The 15,147-nt window shown below is 49.3% G+C and carries 19 protein-coding genes; 2 read left to right on the top strand and 17 right to left on the bottom strand.

The window, feature by feature from the left end; genetic code table 11:
* Nucleotides 1-14: 14 nt before the first annotated feature.
* The 13 genes from spoIIIAG to NYE54_RS11975 form a co-directional block, all read right to left on the bottom strand.
* Entirely contained in the window at nucleotides 15-659 is a 645-nt protein-coding gene (gene spoIIIAG / locus NYE54_RS12035; RefSeq protein WP_339273474.1) for a stage III sporulation protein AG, read from the bottom strand.
* A gap of 14 nt (nucleotides 660-673) precedes the next feature.
* A complete protein-coding gene (spoIIIAF, locus tag NYE54_RS12030) occupies nucleotides 674-1,396 on the bottom strand; it encodes a stage III sporulation protein AF (RefSeq protein ID WP_339272105.1) in 723 nt (240 codons plus the stop codon).
* A 41-nt stretch (nucleotides 1,397-1,437) separates the two neighbouring features.
* Nucleotides 1,438-2,646, bottom strand: a complete 1,209-nt coding sequence (gene spoIIIAE / locus NYE54_RS12025) for a stage III sporulation protein AE (RefSeq protein WP_339272104.1) — start codon at nucleotides 2,644-2,646, stop codon at nucleotides 1,438-1,440.
* Nucleotides 2,647-2,661: 15 nt separating this feature from the next.
* Nucleotides 2,662-3,051, bottom strand: coding sequence for a stage III sporulation protein AD (gene spoIIIAD, locus NYE54_RS12020; RefSeq protein ID WP_071223846.1), 390 nt, complete (start codon nucleotides 3,049-3,051; stop codon nucleotides 2,662-2,664).
* A 10-nt stretch (nucleotides 3,052-3,061) separates the two neighbouring features.
* Complete coding sequence (gene spoIIIAC / locus NYE54_RS12015; protein WP_007129715.1) at nucleotides 3,062-3,265, bottom strand: stage III sporulation protein AC; 204 nt, start codon at nucleotides 3,263-3,265, stop codon at nucleotides 3,062-3,064.
* 16 nt (nucleotides 3,266-3,281) lie between these two features.
* Nucleotides 3,282-3,800, bottom strand: coding sequence for a stage III sporulation protein SpoIIIAB (gene spoIIIAB, locus NYE54_RS12010; RefSeq protein WP_076320874.1), 519 nt, complete (start codon nucleotides 3,798-3,800; stop codon nucleotides 3,282-3,284).
* Entirely contained in the window at nucleotides 3,793-4,791 is a 999-nt protein-coding gene (gene spoIIIAA, locus NYE54_RS12005; RefSeq protein WP_076320873.1) for a stage III sporulation protein AA, read from the bottom strand. Before spoIIIAA ends, spoIIIAB begins: the two co-directional genes overlap by 8 nt.
* Nucleotides 4,792-4,889: 98 nt before the next feature.
* A complete protein-coding gene (locus NYE54_RS12000) occupies nucleotides 4,890-5,156 on the bottom strand; it encodes a YqhV family protein (protein WP_076320872.1) in 267 nt (88 codons plus the stop codon).
* Nucleotides 5,157-5,357: 201 nt separating this feature from the next.
* A complete protein-coding gene (locus tag NYE54_RS11995) occupies nucleotides 5,358-6,611 on the bottom strand; it encodes an aspartate kinase (RefSeq protein ID WP_339272103.1) in 1,254 nt (417 codons plus the stop codon).
* Nucleotides 6,612-6,852: 241 nt separating this feature from the next.
* Nucleotides 6,853-7,410: an elongation factor P gene (gene efp / locus NYE54_RS11990; RefSeq protein WP_076320870.1), complete on the bottom strand. Its 558-nt coding sequence runs from the start codon at nucleotides 7,408-7,410 to the stop codon at nucleotides 6,853-6,855.
* Nucleotides 7,411-7,501: 91 nt separating this feature from the next.
* Entirely contained in the window at nucleotides 7,502-8,572 is a 1,071-nt protein-coding gene (locus NYE54_RS11985) for a Xaa-Pro peptidase family protein (protein WP_339272102.1), read from the bottom strand.
* 30 nt (nucleotides 8,573-8,602) lie between these two features.
* Nucleotides 8,603-9,049, bottom strand: coding sequence for a type II 3-dehydroquinate dehydratase (aroQ, locus tag NYE54_RS11980; protein ID WP_076320868.1), 447 nt, complete (start codon nucleotides 9,047-9,049; stop codon nucleotides 8,603-8,605).
* A 77-nt stretch (nucleotides 9,050-9,126) separates the two neighbouring features.
* Entirely contained in the window at nucleotides 9,127-9,624 is a 498-nt protein-coding gene (locus tag NYE54_RS11975) for a YqhR family membrane protein (RefSeq protein ID WP_339272101.1), read from the bottom strand.
* A gap of 163 nt (nucleotides 9,625-9,787) precedes the next feature.
* On the opposite strand from NYE54_RS11975, the gene NYE54_RS11970 reads away from it, so the two are divergent.
* Both NYE54_RS11970 and NYE54_RS11965 read left to right on the top strand, forming a co-directional pair.
* The gene (locus NYE54_RS11970; RefSeq protein WP_076320866.1) at nucleotides 9,788-10,780 is read left to right on the top strand and encodes a DUF1385 domain-containing protein; all 993 of its coding nucleotides are present in this window, start codon (nucleotides 9,788-9,790) and stop codon (nucleotides 10,778-10,780) included.
* A gap of 6 nt (nucleotides 10,781-10,786) precedes the next feature.
* Nucleotides 10,787-11,119, top strand: coding sequence for a hypothetical protein (locus tag NYE54_RS11965; protein WP_339272100.1), 333 nt, complete (start codon nucleotides 10,787-10,789; stop codon nucleotides 11,117-11,119).
* A gap of 48 nt (nucleotides 11,120-11,167) precedes the next feature.
* Here the strand turns inward: NYE54_RS11965 and NYE54_RS11960 are convergent, their stop codons facing one another.
* The 4 genes from NYE54_RS11960 to NYE54_RS11945 all read right to left on the bottom strand — a co-directional run bounded on the left by NYE54_RS11960 (nucleotide 11,168) and on the right by NYE54_RS11945 (nucleotide 15,138).
* Complete coding sequence (locus tag NYE54_RS11960; protein WP_339272099.1) at nucleotides 11,168-12,091, bottom strand: patatin-like phospholipase family protein; 924 nt, start codon at nucleotides 12,089-12,091, stop codon at nucleotides 11,168-11,170.
* A gap of 78 nt (nucleotides 12,092-12,169) precedes the next feature.
* Nucleotides 12,170-13,729 (bottom strand): family 10 glycosylhydrolase, encoded by a 1,560-nt coding sequence (locus tag NYE54_RS11955; RefSeq protein ID WP_339272098.1) that lies wholly within the window; start codon nucleotides 13,727-13,729, stop codon nucleotides 12,170-12,172.
* Between the two features lie 116 nt (nucleotides 13,730-13,845).
* Nucleotides 13,846-14,271, bottom strand: coding sequence for a transcriptional regulator MntR (gene mntR, locus NYE54_RS11950; protein WP_076320862.1), 426 nt, complete (start codon nucleotides 14,269-14,271; stop codon nucleotides 13,846-13,848).
* 153 nt (nucleotides 14,272-14,424) lie between these two features.
* The gene (locus NYE54_RS11945; protein WP_213645188.1) at nucleotides 14,425-15,138 is read right to left on the bottom strand and encodes a cytochrome c biogenesis protein CcdA; all 714 of its coding nucleotides are present in this window, start codon (nucleotides 15,136-15,138) and stop codon (nucleotides 14,425-14,427) included.
* Between the last annotated feature and the right edge of the window lie 9 nt (nucleotides 15,139-15,147).

The raw sequence follows: 15,147 nt of genomic DNA, 5'->3' as shown, positions 1-15,147 counted from the left end.
TCGAGAGGCTGCGGTTATTCCTGTTTACGCGGGACAACGGATATACGATAAGACGGGACATTGAGGCCTCGCTGGATCGCATCCACGATCAAGCTCTTAACAACATCATTCTCGGCTCCCTTGGCTACGACGAGCACCCCCCGGACTTGAGGTTTGATCTTCTTGGTGACGATCGGCGTTTCTTCTCCGGAAGATTCATAAGTGACAATCTGGCCGTCACGCTGATAACTTGTGACATGGCGCTTACCTCCGTTAGCATCGGTTTCCTCCGTCAGTTCCTGTGTATCTTTCATGTCCCGCTGGACGACCAATTCCTCTGTAGATTCCACAGTCACCATGACATCGACGGACCCAACCCCAACAATCTGTTCCAGCATGGTTTTAGTGCGCATTTCAAAATCCTGCTCGATACTTTCAAACTCACCGCCGCCGCTGGTTGAAGTCCCGCCTTGGGTCGTTGAGACCGCAGCCGTCTCCGGCGGCGGCTCGCGACCGATATTCTCATGATCCAGCTTCTTCACATTGACGAAGGAGTTGAACAGCATAATCGCAACGCCGATCAGACCAAGAATGATAAACCACCTGAAGGTTTGCATTCTTCTTGCTCCGCCAGCACCTCCGCCCAGCCATTGTTCCAACCGCTTCAACCAATTTCCCATCATACTCACCTCCGCTACAGCTTCTTATCCTGCTCCTGCCCTGGCATATAGATCGTAATCAGATCCGGCTCCAAATCCCACCGACGGCTAATGTATTTCCGAACCGGCTCTGCTCTTGCTTCCTCGGCCTTGCTCACTGCTTCTGCATTCGCTTTCGCCGCAGCCTTCCCATCCCGTTCCAATTGCATGGATTCAACATTCACCTGAACGGAATCCACAGGTTCTATGCCGATGGGTTGCTTATCATCGCTGTTCTCTACCTCTGCATTCTCCGATTCACCTCCAACCAGTCTTACATCAACAGATCGTATCGTAGCGCCTGCATATCCCTTGTCCTGTCTAGCAACTGCAGCTAGTACCACCTTGACCTCCTGAACCGCTTCCCCCGTTTCTGCCGCAATCTCTTCTTTCATCACCTGGGCCAATTCGTTGCCTGCCCACTGAAGGCTTTGACTCTGCTGCGTTTCCTTCAGCTTCTCGGCCTGTGCCAGAATATGCTCCAGCTGAACCTCATCCGGCAGACCTTTCTCCTGCCGCTCCAGCTCCATCGCCAGTTGATTCTCAGGGGGATCCGTTATCAATGTGATAATCGGGCTAAGCAGCGTAAGCAGAATCAACAGGCTCAGGACTAATCTGGCGTATCGTTCAAGCGCTTTGCCGGGAAGTATCAAATCAACGAAGGCTGCAAAGAGAACTACCATGATGACGCTTTTCAACCAACCTCCAAGCCAGTCCATTCGTCATTCCTCCTAAAGATTAGCCGCCGCTATATTCTGCCTCACCTCATCATGACGGTAATGTTGCCTGCCGTGAGCAGAATCGTGATGGCCAGGAAGAACATCATACTGACTGCGGCCAAAGCTGTAAAAACATACAGCATCGTCTTTCCGATCGTCTGCAGGCAGGTGCCGATCGGGGTGTCTCCGAGCGGCTGCATGACGGCCGCTGCGACGTTATATATCAAGGCAAGCGTCAAGATCTTGATCGCAGGGAATGCGCAAAGGAACAAAATAATGATGACCCCTGCCAGCCCGATGGAATTCTTGACGAGTAATGAGGCCGAGATCACGGTATCCGTTGCATCTGCGAACATCTTGCCGACTACCGGAACGAAATTGCCGGTTACATATTTGGCTGCCCGGATCGTCACACCGTCCGTAACCGAGCTGGTAAGTCCTTGGACGGAGATAACCCCCAGAAACACGGTAAGCAGCACGCCCAGAACGCCCATTGAAACTCCTCGCAGCAGGTTGCCCAGCTGGGTCAGCTTGTACTTTTCGGATAGCGAACTAACCAGATGCAGCAGAGCCGCGAAGAACAGAAGCGGGAACACAATCGTGCTGATCAGCGTACCTACCGTATGTACCATGAAGATGACTAGCGGATGAGCCACCGAGACAGTCACGACATTGCCCATCGAAGCCATCAGTGCAAAGAGCAAGGGAAGCATCGCCATCATGAAATCGATCATTTGGGTAATGGCGTCCCGGGCATATCCAATCGCGATGCTGAAGCTGTTAACGGCAATGACCAGGACAACCATGTAACAGATGGTATAGGCAACCCGACTCACGGTGCTTTTTTCGAAGGCCGTCTGCAGATTCTCAAGGATCAGACTCATGATGCTCAGCATCACAATGGTCGCCAGCAGCTTGCCGTTATAAAGCACCTCGTGCCACAAATACTTTCCGATTCCGGACATAACCCCTTTGAAGCTAAGACCATCGCCGCCCGGCAGCAGCATATCCATCAGGGACGGCGTCTTTCCATCCGGGAAGAAACCGCCGTAATCCTTCATGAGCCGGTCCCAGTATTTCTCGACCTGGTCTGTCGGCAGCTGCTGCGTCTGCTGCTCTACCCACTCATCGGCCGGATTTGCCGCGGCGGTCGCACTTATTGTTCCGCAGAACAATCCGGACATAAACAACATCAGGATCAGTAGACGAAACACAGCCAAGCCATTTCGAAGTATAACTCCTGTAACCATGTCCCCCCACCTTTTTCAAGCCGGGAGGAGCTTCAGGACCGTCTCGATGATGATCCCGATAATCGGTACAGCGAGCACCAATATGAGCACTTTTCCCGCCAGTTCTATTTTGGATGCGATCGATTCCTGTCCGGCATCTCGTACGATCTGGGCCCCCATCTCCGCAATATAGGCAATGCCGATGATTTTCAGAACGGTCTTCAGATAAATGATCTGGACACCGGAGTTCTCCGCCAAATCTTCCAGCATGGATAAGACATTTCCAATCTTCCCGATCAGGAACAGGAAGATGAGAAGTGAGGTTGCCACTGCCAGAAGAAAGGCAAAGAGCGGCTTCTGTTCCTTGACAACCAAGATCAGCACGGTAGCGATGATGCCCAGTCCTACCACCTGGATAATTTCCATATAAGTCCACCTACTGGAATAGAAAAATACTTTTGATTTCCTTGAGCAAATCGTCGAGCAATCTGACTACCATAAACAGCACAACCACAAACCCGATCAGGGTTACCCAATGTGCCATATCCTCTTTCCCCATCTGTTTCAGGACGGTATGAATCATGGCAATGATGATCCCGATACCGGCAATCTGGAAGATGGCGTTCACTTCAATGTTCATTTCCCTTGGCACCTCGCTAAAAGATCAAAATGACGATCAATGCTCCAATGAGCAGTCCCAGACTTTTGCTCATCTTTTCATATTTGACCTGGTCATCCCTTGCCGCTGCTTCTTCATGCTTGAGCTGTCCCACGGCCAGAGCGATATGTTTGATCTGGTCCTGCCTGTCACTGGTGCCAAGAACGCCGCTTAGCTGCTCCAACACCTCACGCTCGGCACTTTTCATTGATGTTCGCTTCCAGTATTCGCCCAGTGCCTTGCGGATGCTGTCCTGTGCGGATAACCCATAATCGGGTCTCATGTAAAGCGCGGCTGAGGCAAATAAGGATCTGAGCGGTTCACGAAGGGAATCGCCAATTCGCTCCAGCGCATCGGGTAGCGGCGTCAAACCGTAGCTGATCTCCGTTTCCAGCCGTTGAAGCGCGAGAATAAGTTCTCGCAGCTGCCTGGGTCTTGCTGCGAATTGCTGGGCCTGAAAAAATCCGGCTAAAGTTCCGGCTCCCAGCACAAGCACAGCCCCGACCAATTTAAGCATAGGCATCACCGCCCGGCGGACCGACTGCAGCCGTCTGAAGCGTTCGCTGACCTCCGTCATACAGCTTGTATGATCTTTGGTCGCTTGTTCTACTGAGAACGGCATACATTTCAAACATTCGGTTCTCCAAAAGACCGGCGAGTGCCGGTCGCCCCCGCATATCTTGTATGGATGAGCCATGTGCCGTTGCAATCACGCTAATTCCTGCATGCAAGGCTTCAATGACAGCTTCCGCATCCTCAGGCCGTCCGATCTCGTCCACAATCAGCACATCCGGGGACATTGAACGGATCATCATCATCATCCCTTCAGCTTTCGGACAACCATCCAGCACATCCGTACGCGGACCTACGTCGAATCCAGGGACTCCGCGCAAACAACCGGCGATTTCAGAACGTTCGTCGATGATGCCTACCTTCATTCCCGGCCAATGCACGGCCGAATTCCCCCACTTGCCGTAACTGATCTGCCTCGCCAGATCCCTGAGCAGCGTTGTTTTGCCCTGCTGAGGCGGGGATAAGATCAGCGAGTGCATCACCCTTTTCCGTTTCCGGTCAAGTAAATGCGGGATGATGTCATCCGCCGCTCCCTGAACCTCCTTGGCAATCCGGACATTAAATCCACTAATATCCCGAATGTGTTCAACCTTACCCCCGCTGAGCACCGTCCGGCCGGTGAGCCCGACCCGATGCCCCCCAGGTATCGTGATAAACCCTTTTCGCAATTCCTCTTCCATGGTGTAGAGGGAATGGTTACTGATTAGATCCAGCAACCGATGGGTATCTTCACGCGTCGGCTTATACGCTTCATCAGGCCGCAGTGTAAGCCCGCCCCGCCGGTCCAGAAAATGATGCTTGCCCGCCGAATTAATTTCCAGCGGACGTTCCTCCCGGATACGTACCTCCTCTACATGATTGAGAAGCTCATTCGACAGGCTCAGCAGCATTCGTTTTACGGTTTCGGGAAACAGGTCTAACCAATTCAATGTCATATCAATTTCCCCCAGGTTGTCCTTTTTGATCATCTTCTAATAAGAGAACTTCATATCCCATGTGTATGCTTGTACCTGAAAAATATGCAGCGAATCTATCATTTTTTTAGAACGCCGTATAAGAGACAGGAGACGCCGCACAAAATCCAGCCGATCTTCCCCCACGACAATTTATCTGCCATTCCCACAAGGCCAATCGTTGTTGTCAGAATCAGTACCAGCGGGCCCATGAAAGCCAGAGCCGAATTCACAGCCAGCGCTTTATCAACTTGGTTCAGACGCAGCATGATGATGGCCGCCACAATCTCGAGACTGCCAGAGAAAAAACGAAGCGTGGCCATACTAGCGACAAACTTGTCCAGCATGCTATATATCCTCCTTATTCCTTGTTCACATGTGTGATGTTTAAAAATATGCGAGGTACTCTCGTTTTATCTCTATTTTTTCAATTTCATAGAAGCGAACTTTGAATCTTTCGGACAACGCAAAAAATCCCGGCCGCTATGGACCGGGATTACTCTATTTAATATCGATATGATTGCAGAAAATGATTACATAAAAACAGGTTATCGCCGAACCTGCGGTCCGCCAACGGAAGCCTGCTGATCCGTATCCAATCCGTACGCGGTATGAAGCGCCTGCACGACACCTTCCAGATTGGTTCCTTCAATGACGCAGGATACTTTGATTTCGGACGTGCTGACCATTTTGATGCTGACCCCCTGCCGGGAGATGACATCAAACATTTGCGCGGCCACACCCGGGTGACTGACCATGCCAGCGCCAACAATCGATACTTTCACCAGATGGTCTTCCGAGGTAACGTCACGATACGGAGTTTTGCTCCGGATTTGTTCAATAACTGACAACGCACGCTCCCGATCGGCCAAGGAAACGGTAAAGGAAAAGTCTGCTTCGCCGTTCTGCACACCGCTCTGTACGATAATATCAACATCAATCGCTTCTTTTGCAAGTTCTCCGAACACTTGAGCCAAAACGCCTGGCGTATCGGAAACGCCCAGAATACTAATTCTCACCACATTTTTGTCAAATGCAATTCCGCTGACAACCACACCTTGTTCCATGCTTGTTTCCTCCTTAACAACCGTACCCTCGTTATGATTAAAGCTGGATCTGACGACAAGCTTGACTTGATTATGCTTCGCATACTCAACCGCACGCGGGTGAAGAACAGCTGCTCCAAGATTGGCTAACTCCAGCATCTCGTCATAGGAAATCTCCTTCAACTTCCGCGCACATTTAACAACTCGCGGATCCGTGGAGTAAATTCCGTCCACATCTGTATATATTTCGCATACATCCGCTTGGATGGCAGCCGCTAGAGCAACCGCCGTGGTATCTGATCCCCCGCGTCCAAACGTTGTAATCTCTCCATCCTCAGACATTCCCTGGAATCCCGCTACAATGACGACATTCCCTTCGTCAAGCGCTTTAAACACGCGCTCTGGCATAATATCCGTAATGCGGGCTTTGCCATGGACCGATTCCGTTCGGAACCCCGCCTGCCAGCCGGTAAAAGACTTTGCCTTGCGTCCGAGACCGTGAATGGCCATGGATAGCAGCGATATGGATATTTGCTCTCCCGTGGTCATCAGCATATCCATTTCCCGCGCGGGCGGATTCTCGTTCAACAGCTTTGCCTGGTCAATCAAATCGTCTGTCGTATCCCCCATAGCAGACACCACGACTACACATTGATGACCTTCATCTTGTTTCTCTACAATTCTTCTGGCAACACGCTTCATACGTTCTGTATCCCCTACAGAGCTGCCTCCGAATTTCATGACGTACAGTGACAATGCTTCTTTCACTCCCCACTAATATCAGTATGTAACAGCATTCAGGTGGTTTCTCACTTTAAAACAGTATAATACGAAAGTGAGTCATCCCGTCAAGGCTTTTCAAGGCAAAAAGAACTCGGGCTTACCGCATCGGCTTTCGCCCATCACAAAAAAGACTCCCGTACATACGTACAGGAGTCTCGTTGTTTAGAAGATATTGGCACCCCGTCAATCGTTGAAGGGTCCCGTTTAAAGCCTGCTATGCACGGGAGATGTATTTACCTTCGCGTGTATCGATCAGAAGCACATCGTCTTCATTAATGAACAGCGGAACTTGTACATTCAGGCCGGTTTCCACTTTCGCACTCTTCGTTGCGCCCGTAGCCGTGTTGCCTTTGATTCCCGGCTCGGTTTCAACAACTTTCAGCTCCACGCTGTTAGGCAGGTTGATCCCGAGGATTTCCCCTTGGTAGCTGATGATGTTTACATTCATGTTCTCTCTCAGGAAGTTCAGTTCCCATTCCAGCTGCTCGCTAGTCAAGCTGAACTGATCGTAAGTTTCGTTATCCATGAATACATGCTCTTGACCGCTGGCGTAAAGATACTGTACACCACGATTGTCGATGATCGCGCGGCCAATCGTTTCACCTGCACGGAACGTCTTCTCTACGGTGTTGCCGTTGCGCAGGTTTTTCAATTTGGAACGCACGAAAGCTGCGCCTTTACCAGGCTTTACGTGCTGAAAATCCAAAACGGTGAATATATCGCCATCTACTTCTACGGTCAAACCTGTTTTAAAATCGTTAACTGAAATCACTAAGATTCCCTCCTAAGGATGCGGTCTAATTAATATAGTACATCATTTTCCTAAAGTACAAATTCAAAAAGCTATCTTTTTGAACAGCCTTTTATAGCACAGTGTAGTCTTTGGACGAGCTTGTTAGTATATGAATACCCGATTCCGTAATGACGATATCATCTTCAATTCGGACACCGCCAAGCCCAGGCAAGTAAATGCCCGGCTCCACCGTTACCACCATACCCGGCTTCAGCACATCATCACTCAGCTTGGACAGTCTCGGAGATTCATGAACCTCCATACCCAAACCATGCCCCGTGCTGTGTCCAAAATATTCCCCGTATCCATAACGGGTTATAATATCACGAGTTAAGGCGTCTGCCTCGCGTCCTGTCATACCAGGTTTAATATGATCCAGTGCATGAAGCTGTGCTTCCAGCACGATATCATAAATCTCCTTCAGTTTAGGATCAGGACTTCCGAGCGCAACGGTTCTTGTGAGATCAGAGCAGTATCCGTCAAGCAGCGCACCGAAATCAAACGTAACGAATTCGTTCCCTTGAATGACACGCTCGCTGGCAACGCCGTGCGGAAGAGCCGAACGCTCACCGGAAGCGACAATGGTATCAAAGGAAGACGCTGTGGCGCCATGCTTGCGCATGAACATTTCCATCTCCAGATCGATTTCCCGCTCCGTTTTGCCGGCAGCCAGAATGGTCAGCACATGGCTGAACGTTTGATCAGCCAAATCGGCAGCCCGCTGCATAATGCTCAATTCTTCCTCATCCTTGAATATCCGCAAATCCTCTACAAGACCTGAAACCGGCACCAGGCTAATTGGCGCGAGCTGTTCCGAATAGGTGGAAAATACGCCGTATGTAACATGGTCCTGTTCAAATCCAAGCGATGTAATCCCCTCGGAAGATAGCAAATCCTTGACCGTCTCCATAACCTTCGGTCCATGCTCAACCACTTGAAAGCCGACGGCTTGCTGTGGAGCTTGAGTCATATAGCGGAAATCCGTCAAGAGATAGGCATTATCCCGTGTGATCAGCACATAGCCGGCAGACCCGGTAAAGCCTGTCAAATATCTGCGGTTGATCGGGCTTGCAACCAGCATAGCCGTTAAGCCTTTGCCTTGAAGTTTCTCGCGCAGTTTAACCACTCGTTTGTTACTCATTCTAACCTCTCCTCTCACCCATTTCCCAAGCTATCCTTCTGGGTCGTTCAGGACTTGCAAAAGGGCCGACAAGCCCAGTGTGTAACTCGCTGCGCCAAAACCCGCGATTTGTCCGACAGCAACAGGTGCGATGACGGAGGTATGACGAAATTCCTCCCTGGCATGAATGTTCGATAGATGAACTTCCACTGTCGGAATACGGGCAGAACTGATGGCATCACGTACAGCGTAGCTGTAGTGGGTCAGTGCTCCCGGGTTAAGTAGTATGCCGTCCGCCTGTCCAATTGCTTCATGAATACGGTCAATGATAGCACCCTCATGATTAGACTGATAGAAGGTAATACCGATACCGGCGAGATCCGCCTGTTTACGCAAATTATCTTCGATCGCCTGCAAGCTGAGTGAACCATAAATGCCCGGTTCACGGAAGCCGAGCAGGTTTAAGTTCGGTCCGTTTATCACCCATATGGATTTCATAGGGCTTCCCACCTTTTCGTCAAATAACCAAAAGCTATTTTACCATAGGCGGCATAGGGTTGAGAAGTTTTTATTGCTTAGCCTGTTACCTTCTTCGGTTCGCGCAGTTTCTCATCGGTGAATTCCTGCGCAATCGTATAACCGATAAATAGTCCCCATAATATAAAAATACAAACCTCTGAGATGTTTGTATCCCACGGCAGCTTCTTCACCGGGTCCGTCAGCCGAAGCCATGGATGGAGCGCGACGAACAGCACCGCCCACCATATGATTCCGTAAGCAATACCGGGCCACGGGCCCTTCAGCTTCCTGAACAAGGTGACATAGATGAGGGAAGCGATGACGGAAAACGCGATAAAGGACAGCCAACCGGCGATTTGTCCGGCAGTCGTCTTTAGGAATTCATGCTTGAAGAATGGTTCCAGCAAAAAGCCCGGCAGCACCTTCGTGAATTTTAACCAGTAAAATATCCAGACCACGCCCCCCCAAATCAGACCTGCGTAATAGCCCAGCTCCAGGGCAAACACAAATGGATTGGTGACTTGGTTCTGCTGTCGAAATTGATGTTCATGCATCTAATGATTCTCCTCTCTAAGTCATCGAACTATTGCTCTTACCCCGTTCTTCTCTGAAAGTAGTATGCTCCGCTTCCCTTACGGCTAATCCAACTAGAAATTACTTTCAAAATTCGATACAATAGTTCATAGAACGAAAAACATGTCAGGGAGGGTGAACTGGTTGTCCGATAAGTCAACCCCGATCAGCTATGGAGGCCAAGCTGTAATCGAAGGCGTTATGTTCGGCGGAAAGCATGTGAATGTGACGGCCGTACGGCGTAAAAATAACGAAATCAAGTTTCTCGAGGTGCCTCGCGAAGACAAGACATGGGTTCGGAAGCTGCGGAAGATTCCGCTTCTTCGCGGCATCGTCAGTCTCATAGATTCTACAATTAAGGGTTCCAAACATTTGAATTACTCTGCGGATGCATATGCTGACGATACCCTGGAGCCGGAAGAACGTGAGAAACAGAAGGAGAAAGAAGACTCAGGCTGGAGTTTAAGCATGATTATCGGTGTGGCCGCCGTCAGTGTGCTTTCCTTTGTATTCGGCAAGCTGCTGTTTACACTCGTTCCTGTTTTTGTAGAGGATTTCTTTTTTGGTAATACATTTGATCACTATATTGTGCATAACCTGATTGAAGGCGTAATTAAATTAATACTGCTCCTTGTATATTTATGGGCGATCTCCCAGACACCTGTCATTAAGAGACTGTTCCAGTACCACGGTGCTGAACACAAAGTCATCAGCGCATTTGAAGCTGGCGAAGAGTTGACGGTGAAGAATGTTCAGAAATATACACGACTGCATTATCGCTGCGGCAGCAGCTTCATGATGCTGACCATTGTTCTCGGCGTTGTTGTCTACTCGGTGGTGCCATGGGATACCATGACGCAACGGGTCATTCAAAGAATCGCGCTTCTTCCAGTCGTGCTTGGCGTTTCCTTTGAGTTCCTGAAACTTACCAATGCCATGCGAGACATGCCGGTACTCCGTTTCCTCGGTTATCCCGGTCTGTGGCTGCAGCTTCTAACGACGAAGGAACCTAATGATGATCAAGTTGAAGTATCCATCGCATCCTTTAACAGAATGCGTGAGTTAGATGCTCAATACGAGAATGTTACAGTTCACCAATCTGTGACAGGAAGTGTGCTGGATCCCGCGAAAGGGTGATAATCCATGAGAAGGCATGCGATCATTTTTTGGACGGCGATCACGTTAGCCGCCATAGGGCTACTGGTACTCCTGTTAGACCCTGGTTCAAGACTGAATATTTTGATTCCACTCATTATTGTTGCTGTCGTGTATGTGCTCTACAAGTTTCCGCCTCGCCGTTTGAACAAGCGGCCCAAGGTGAAGCCTTCTAAGCGAACGGCAGCAAAGTTGGCGGCAAAAAACAGCACCGTACGGAAGAGCAGTCCAACTGCAAAACGTAAACAGTACCCGTTTCAAGTTATCGATGGGCAAAAAGGAAAATCCGACCCATCCGATGATGTTCCTAAATATCACTAACAAGAAAACCGTCCAACCGCGCAAACTCATGCCGGCTGGACGGTTTTTTTAATGTTCGGATTTCCAGCAAGTGAAAAACATCGTACCTGCCGTTAATCCCGAATTGTACAAATTTTCGCTCTCTTCCTTGGTCAGATTAAAATGAGTGGTGCTAATGCCAAGCGTCGGAATTTTGATCGTTCGATTGCGATTTTGCTGTTCAATATAGCGTTCATCGTGAGCGGAAAGCATCGTCTCGAACATGGCGGTTAACATGCCGATCGGGCCATCGATCAGATGGGGCAAGTTACTATTCTTTCCGACCATCTGAAAGCCAAGCACTGGCAGCGGCTTAGGCCCTCCCTTCGACTCACGGTCAAAAAGCCATAACGGAAAGTTGCTCAGCAGCCCCCCATCCACGATATAAACAAACTGTTCTCCAAACGTTTTGCCCTTGGCAGCCCTGCCCAATAAACGAAGAATGACAGGATCGAAAAAATACGGAATGCTGCAGCTCATGCGCACAGCCTTTGCCACGGGAAATGTTGCAGGGTTTATGCCATATTGGCGAAGATCGTCCGGAAGCACCAGCAGCCTTCCATTCGTAATGTCGGAAGCCACAATATATAGTTTGCCTGCCGGGATGTCCGAAAAAGTAAATATCCCTTTGGCAAGCAGGATTTCCCGAATCCAGTTCTCCAGGGCTTCTCCGGAATACAGCCCCTTCTTAATCAACACCCGCAAGGCAGGACCGATCAACTTCGTGTTAAAGATCGGTGCTCGCTGGAGAAACGAATGAAAAGGCGTCTCCTCAATGATGCGCTTGATCTCATCTGCTCGGTAACCTGCTGCCAGCACGGATGCCACGATGGATCCGGAGGACGTTCCGGCAACGCGGCTGAATTCCATGCCGGCATTCTCCGCCGCCTTGACAGCCCCGGCAAGCGAGATTCCCTTGACTCCCCCACCTTCAAATACCGCATTGATTTGCATATAAAATCCCCCGCCTCACATGGTCTAATGACTATGTATGAGCGCGGGGGATGTTTCATACCTATAGGACGTGCCGATTTATCTATAATATGATTGCAATTGATCTTTAATGCCTAACGGATTGTTTAAAATATTCTCTGCTCTAAAGAAAATGCTGCCTTTAACCTCGGCATAATTCTGATTATACTTCAGTTGATTGATGATCTCCGATGCGCTCTGCCAACCAATCTCACTGGTTCCCAGTTTGTAGGGTGCATGACCGATCAAAAGGTCAACGCCGGTTCCTTGCACTTCACTAACCCACCAGTCAACCAGCTTATCATAATCGGCGGCAGGGTTACTCATGCTCCAGTAGATTTGCGGAGCTACGTAATCGATCCAGCCGTTCTGAATCCAGGCCCTCACATCGGCATACATGCTGTCATAAGCCGTCACACCCGCTTTTGTATCCGATCCCGTCTTATCCACGGATTGGTTACGCCATACGCCGAAAGGACTGATTCCGTATTCCACATTAGGTTTCACACGGTGTATGCTCTCTCCGAGCGTCTGCACAAATGCATTGATATTTCCCCGGCGCCAATCCGCAAGGCTGGAATAAGCACCTTGGTTATATTGGCGGTATGCCGCATCATCGTTGAAAACCGTATTGGATGGGTAGAAATAATCATCCAGGTGAATACCGTCAATATCGTATCCGTTCACGACCTCCATAATGGTATCGATGATATGCTGCCGAGCTTCCGGGATCCCTGGATTAATGTACAGCTGCTTACCTATGTTCACGATCCAATCCGGGTGGCTGAGCGCAACATGGGATGGATCGAGTGATGCTGTCAAAATATCGGTGTTTGCCCGGAAAGGATTGAACCATGCGTGGAACTCCATATTCCGTTTATGCGTTTCCTCGACCATGAAAGCTACCGGGTCATACCCCGGATCTGCTCCTTGAATGCCTGTCAGCACCTTGGACCATGGCACTATAGTTGAAGGATACAATGCATCGCCAGCCGGACGTACCTGCACGTACACGGTATTAATGCCCACTTCCTGGAGCGAATCCAGCAAGGCGATGTAAGATGCCTTTTGCTGTTCTGCGCTGGTCTTTGTTTTCGGCCAATCCAGATTGAACACCGTGGATATCCAGGCCCCTCTGACTTCATCCCCCGTGGATACCGGTGGTGGAAGAACGACGTCCGTGCCTGTCGTTAGCGAGATGCGCTGTGCCGCTTGGTTCCATTCAACTTGCACACCCAGGTTCTCGCTGATAAACCGCAGCGGCACCATAACCCGGCCGGTCTTAACTTCAACCGATGCATCCAGCGGTATGGATGAGCCGTTCACAAGCGCAGTTTTGCTGCCGGATGTCAATTGGAGGCTCGAACCGTCCATCCCGATCGTTACTGTCTTTAACTTCTGATTCCAGGCTACCGAAGCGCCCAGGCCTTCACTGATAATCCGCGTAGGAACCATGGTTACGTTAACCTTCGGCAATATGTAAGGAGATACGTCACTGTTTAAGGTTACGCCGTCCAACTGAATACTGATTGGAGCTGCCTTCGCTTGCGCAGTTGGGACCACCGACGGGAGACACAATAGTAACATAATGAGCACCAAAAACCATCTACGAAGCTTCATTTCTATTAATCCTCCGAAAATATGAAATTTGCAGGTAATCTAACTTATTAGTATAACACTAGAAATATGACGATTCAGTTTAAAAAAGCATCTGTCACAAGCGGACAGATGCCACATTACGATTCGTTGACTAATTCATTATGAACGTCACGCAAATCCTGAAGTCGATTCTCATCGCGCTTGAAATACTCCACAAGCGTCTCAATTCTCATAATGGAATCCCAGCTTAAATGATGCTCGATTCCCTCAACATCCCTATAAATATTTTCATCCTGTACACCTATCATCTCAAGGAATTCCTCAAGCAAATGATGACGTTCCATGAGCCGTTTGCCCATTTTTTTGCCTTTGCTGGTCAAAACCAAACCACGATATTTTTCATAGATCAAATATTCGTCTTTGTCCAGCTTTTGAATCATTTTCGTGACGGATGAGGGGTGAACCTCCAAGCCTTCGGCAATATCCGAAACGCGCGCATATCCTTTTTCGTCGATCAACTTGTAGATGCGCTCCAAATAATCCTCCATGCTAGGTGTCGGCATCTTATTCCCTCTTTTCTATAATTACATAACCCGTGCAAAAAACTGTTTTACCTGCACTAGTAATGATACATGTTTTTGAGACCGGTTGGCAAGTCCTGGTCCAATCCTATGCCAATAATGACTTATAAATTGGACCAGCCTTCCCCCCCAGCTTTAGAATTTAAGCCACTCCGGCGTAATGCCTTGCAGCCAAATCGTAATTTTGTACATTTGATCCGTGAAGAGCAGAACCCCCATCAGAATCATCAATATACCGCCGACCTTCATCAAGATGTTTGAATACTTCAGAATCCAACGGGTGGAGCCAATAAAAAAGGCCAGGATAAAAAACGGTACTGCAAACCCCAAAGAGTAAGAGGTAATCAGCGGGAACCAGGTTCCCGGATCGGAAGCTGCCAGTGCGATGATGGCCGTTAAAATCGGTCCGACACATGGCGACCAGCCTGCAGCAAACCCGATGCCAAACAGAAATGTTCCTATGTATCCGGTCGGTTTGGATTTAAAATTGAATTTCCGGTCCTTCATTAGAAACCTAGGCTGGAAAATACCAATCAGCATAAGTCCCATCACGATGATAAGCAGCGCGGACAGCTGACGGATCAGGTCCTGATATTCCGTGAAGAACTCCCCGAATAAGCCAGCACCCCAACCGAGGGTATAGTAAACGGCAGAAAATCCAAGGATGAACGCGAGTGTATGCGTCATGGTCCGGAATCGGACTTCCTTGCGGTTCTGTTCGCTCTTCAGGTCATTGACCGACATGCCTGTAATAATAGATAAGTAGGACGGGTACAGCGGTAAACAGCATGGAGATATAAAAGAAGCAAAACCGGCAGCAAACGCGATGCCGATATTAATATCAGCCATTTTATTTCA

The organism is Paenibacillus sp. FSL K6-1330 (assembly GCF_037976825.1).
GTDB lineage: Bacteria > Bacillota > Bacilli > Paenibacillales > Paenibacillaceae > Paenibacillus_AQ.
This window is presented reverse-complemented; position numbering and strand designations above follow the sequence as displayed.

What these genes read in the sequence shown, in the direction of transcription:
- spoIIIAG (WP_339273474.1), bottom strand. Translation starts at nt 659, where the DNA reads ATGGGAAATTGGTTGAAGCGGTTGGAACAATGGCTGGGCGGAGGTGCT.
- spoIIIAF (WP_339272105.1), bottom strand. Translation starts at nt 1,396, where the DNA reads ATGGACTGGCTTGGAGGTTGGTTGAAAAGCGTCATCATGGTAGTTCTC.
- spoIIIAE (WP_339272104.1), bottom strand. Translation starts at nt 2,646, where the DNA reads ATGGTTACAGGAGTTATACTTCGAAATGGCTTGGCTGTGTTTCGTCTA.
- spoIIIAD (WP_071223846.1), bottom strand. Translation starts at nt 3,051, where the DNA reads ATGGAAATTATCCAGGTGGTAGGACTGGGCATCATCGCTACCGTGCTG.
- spoIIIAC (WP_007129715.1), bottom strand. Translation starts at nt 3,265, where the DNA reads ATGAACATTGAAGTGAACGCCATCTTCCAGATTGCCGGTATCGGGATC.
- spoIIIAB (WP_076320874.1), bottom strand. Translation starts at nt 3,800, where the DNA reads ATGCTTAAATTGGTCGGGGCTGTGCTTGTGCTGGGAGCCGGAACTTTA.
- spoIIIAA (WP_076320873.1), bottom strand. Translation starts at nt 4,791, where the DNA reads ATGACATTGAATTGGTTAGACCTGTTTCCCGAAACCGTAAAACGAATG.
- NYE54_RS12000 (WP_076320872.1), bottom strand. Translation starts at nt 5,156, where the DNA reads ATGCTGGACAAGTTTGTCGCTAGTATGGCCACGCTTCGTTTTTTCTCT.
- NYE54_RS11985 (WP_339272102.1), bottom strand. Translation starts at nt 8,572, where the DNA reads ATGAGTAACAAACGAGTGGTTAAACTGCGCGAGAAACTTCAAGGCAAA.
- aroQ (WP_076320868.1), bottom strand. Translation starts at nt 9,049, where the DNA reads ATGAAATCCATATGGGTGATAAACGGACCGAACTTAAACCTGCTCGGC.
- NYE54_RS11975 (WP_339272101.1), bottom strand. Translation starts at nt 9,624, where the DNA reads ATGCATGAACATCAATTTCGACAGCAGAACCAAGTCACCAATCCATTT.
- NYE54_RS11965 (WP_339272100.1), top strand. Translation starts at nt 10,787, where the DNA reads ATGAGAAGGCATGCGATCATTTTTTGGACGGCGATCACGTTAGCCGCC.
- NYE54_RS11960 (WP_339272099.1), bottom strand. Translation starts at nt 12,091, where the DNA reads ATGCAAATCAATGCGGTATTTGAAGGTGGGGGAGTCAAGGGAATCTCG.
- NYE54_RS11955 (WP_339272098.1), bottom strand. Translation starts at nt 13,729, where the DNA reads ATGAAGCTTCGTAGATGGTTTTTGGTGCTCATTATGTTACTATTGTGT.
- mntR (WP_076320862.1), bottom strand. Translation starts at nt 14,271, where the DNA reads ATGCCGACACCTAGCATGGAGGATTATTTGGAGCGCATCTACAAGTTG.
- NYE54_RS11945 (WP_213645188.1), bottom strand. Translation starts at nt 15,138, where the DNA reads ATGGCTGATATTAATATCGGCATCGCGTTTGCTGCCGGTTTTGCTTCT.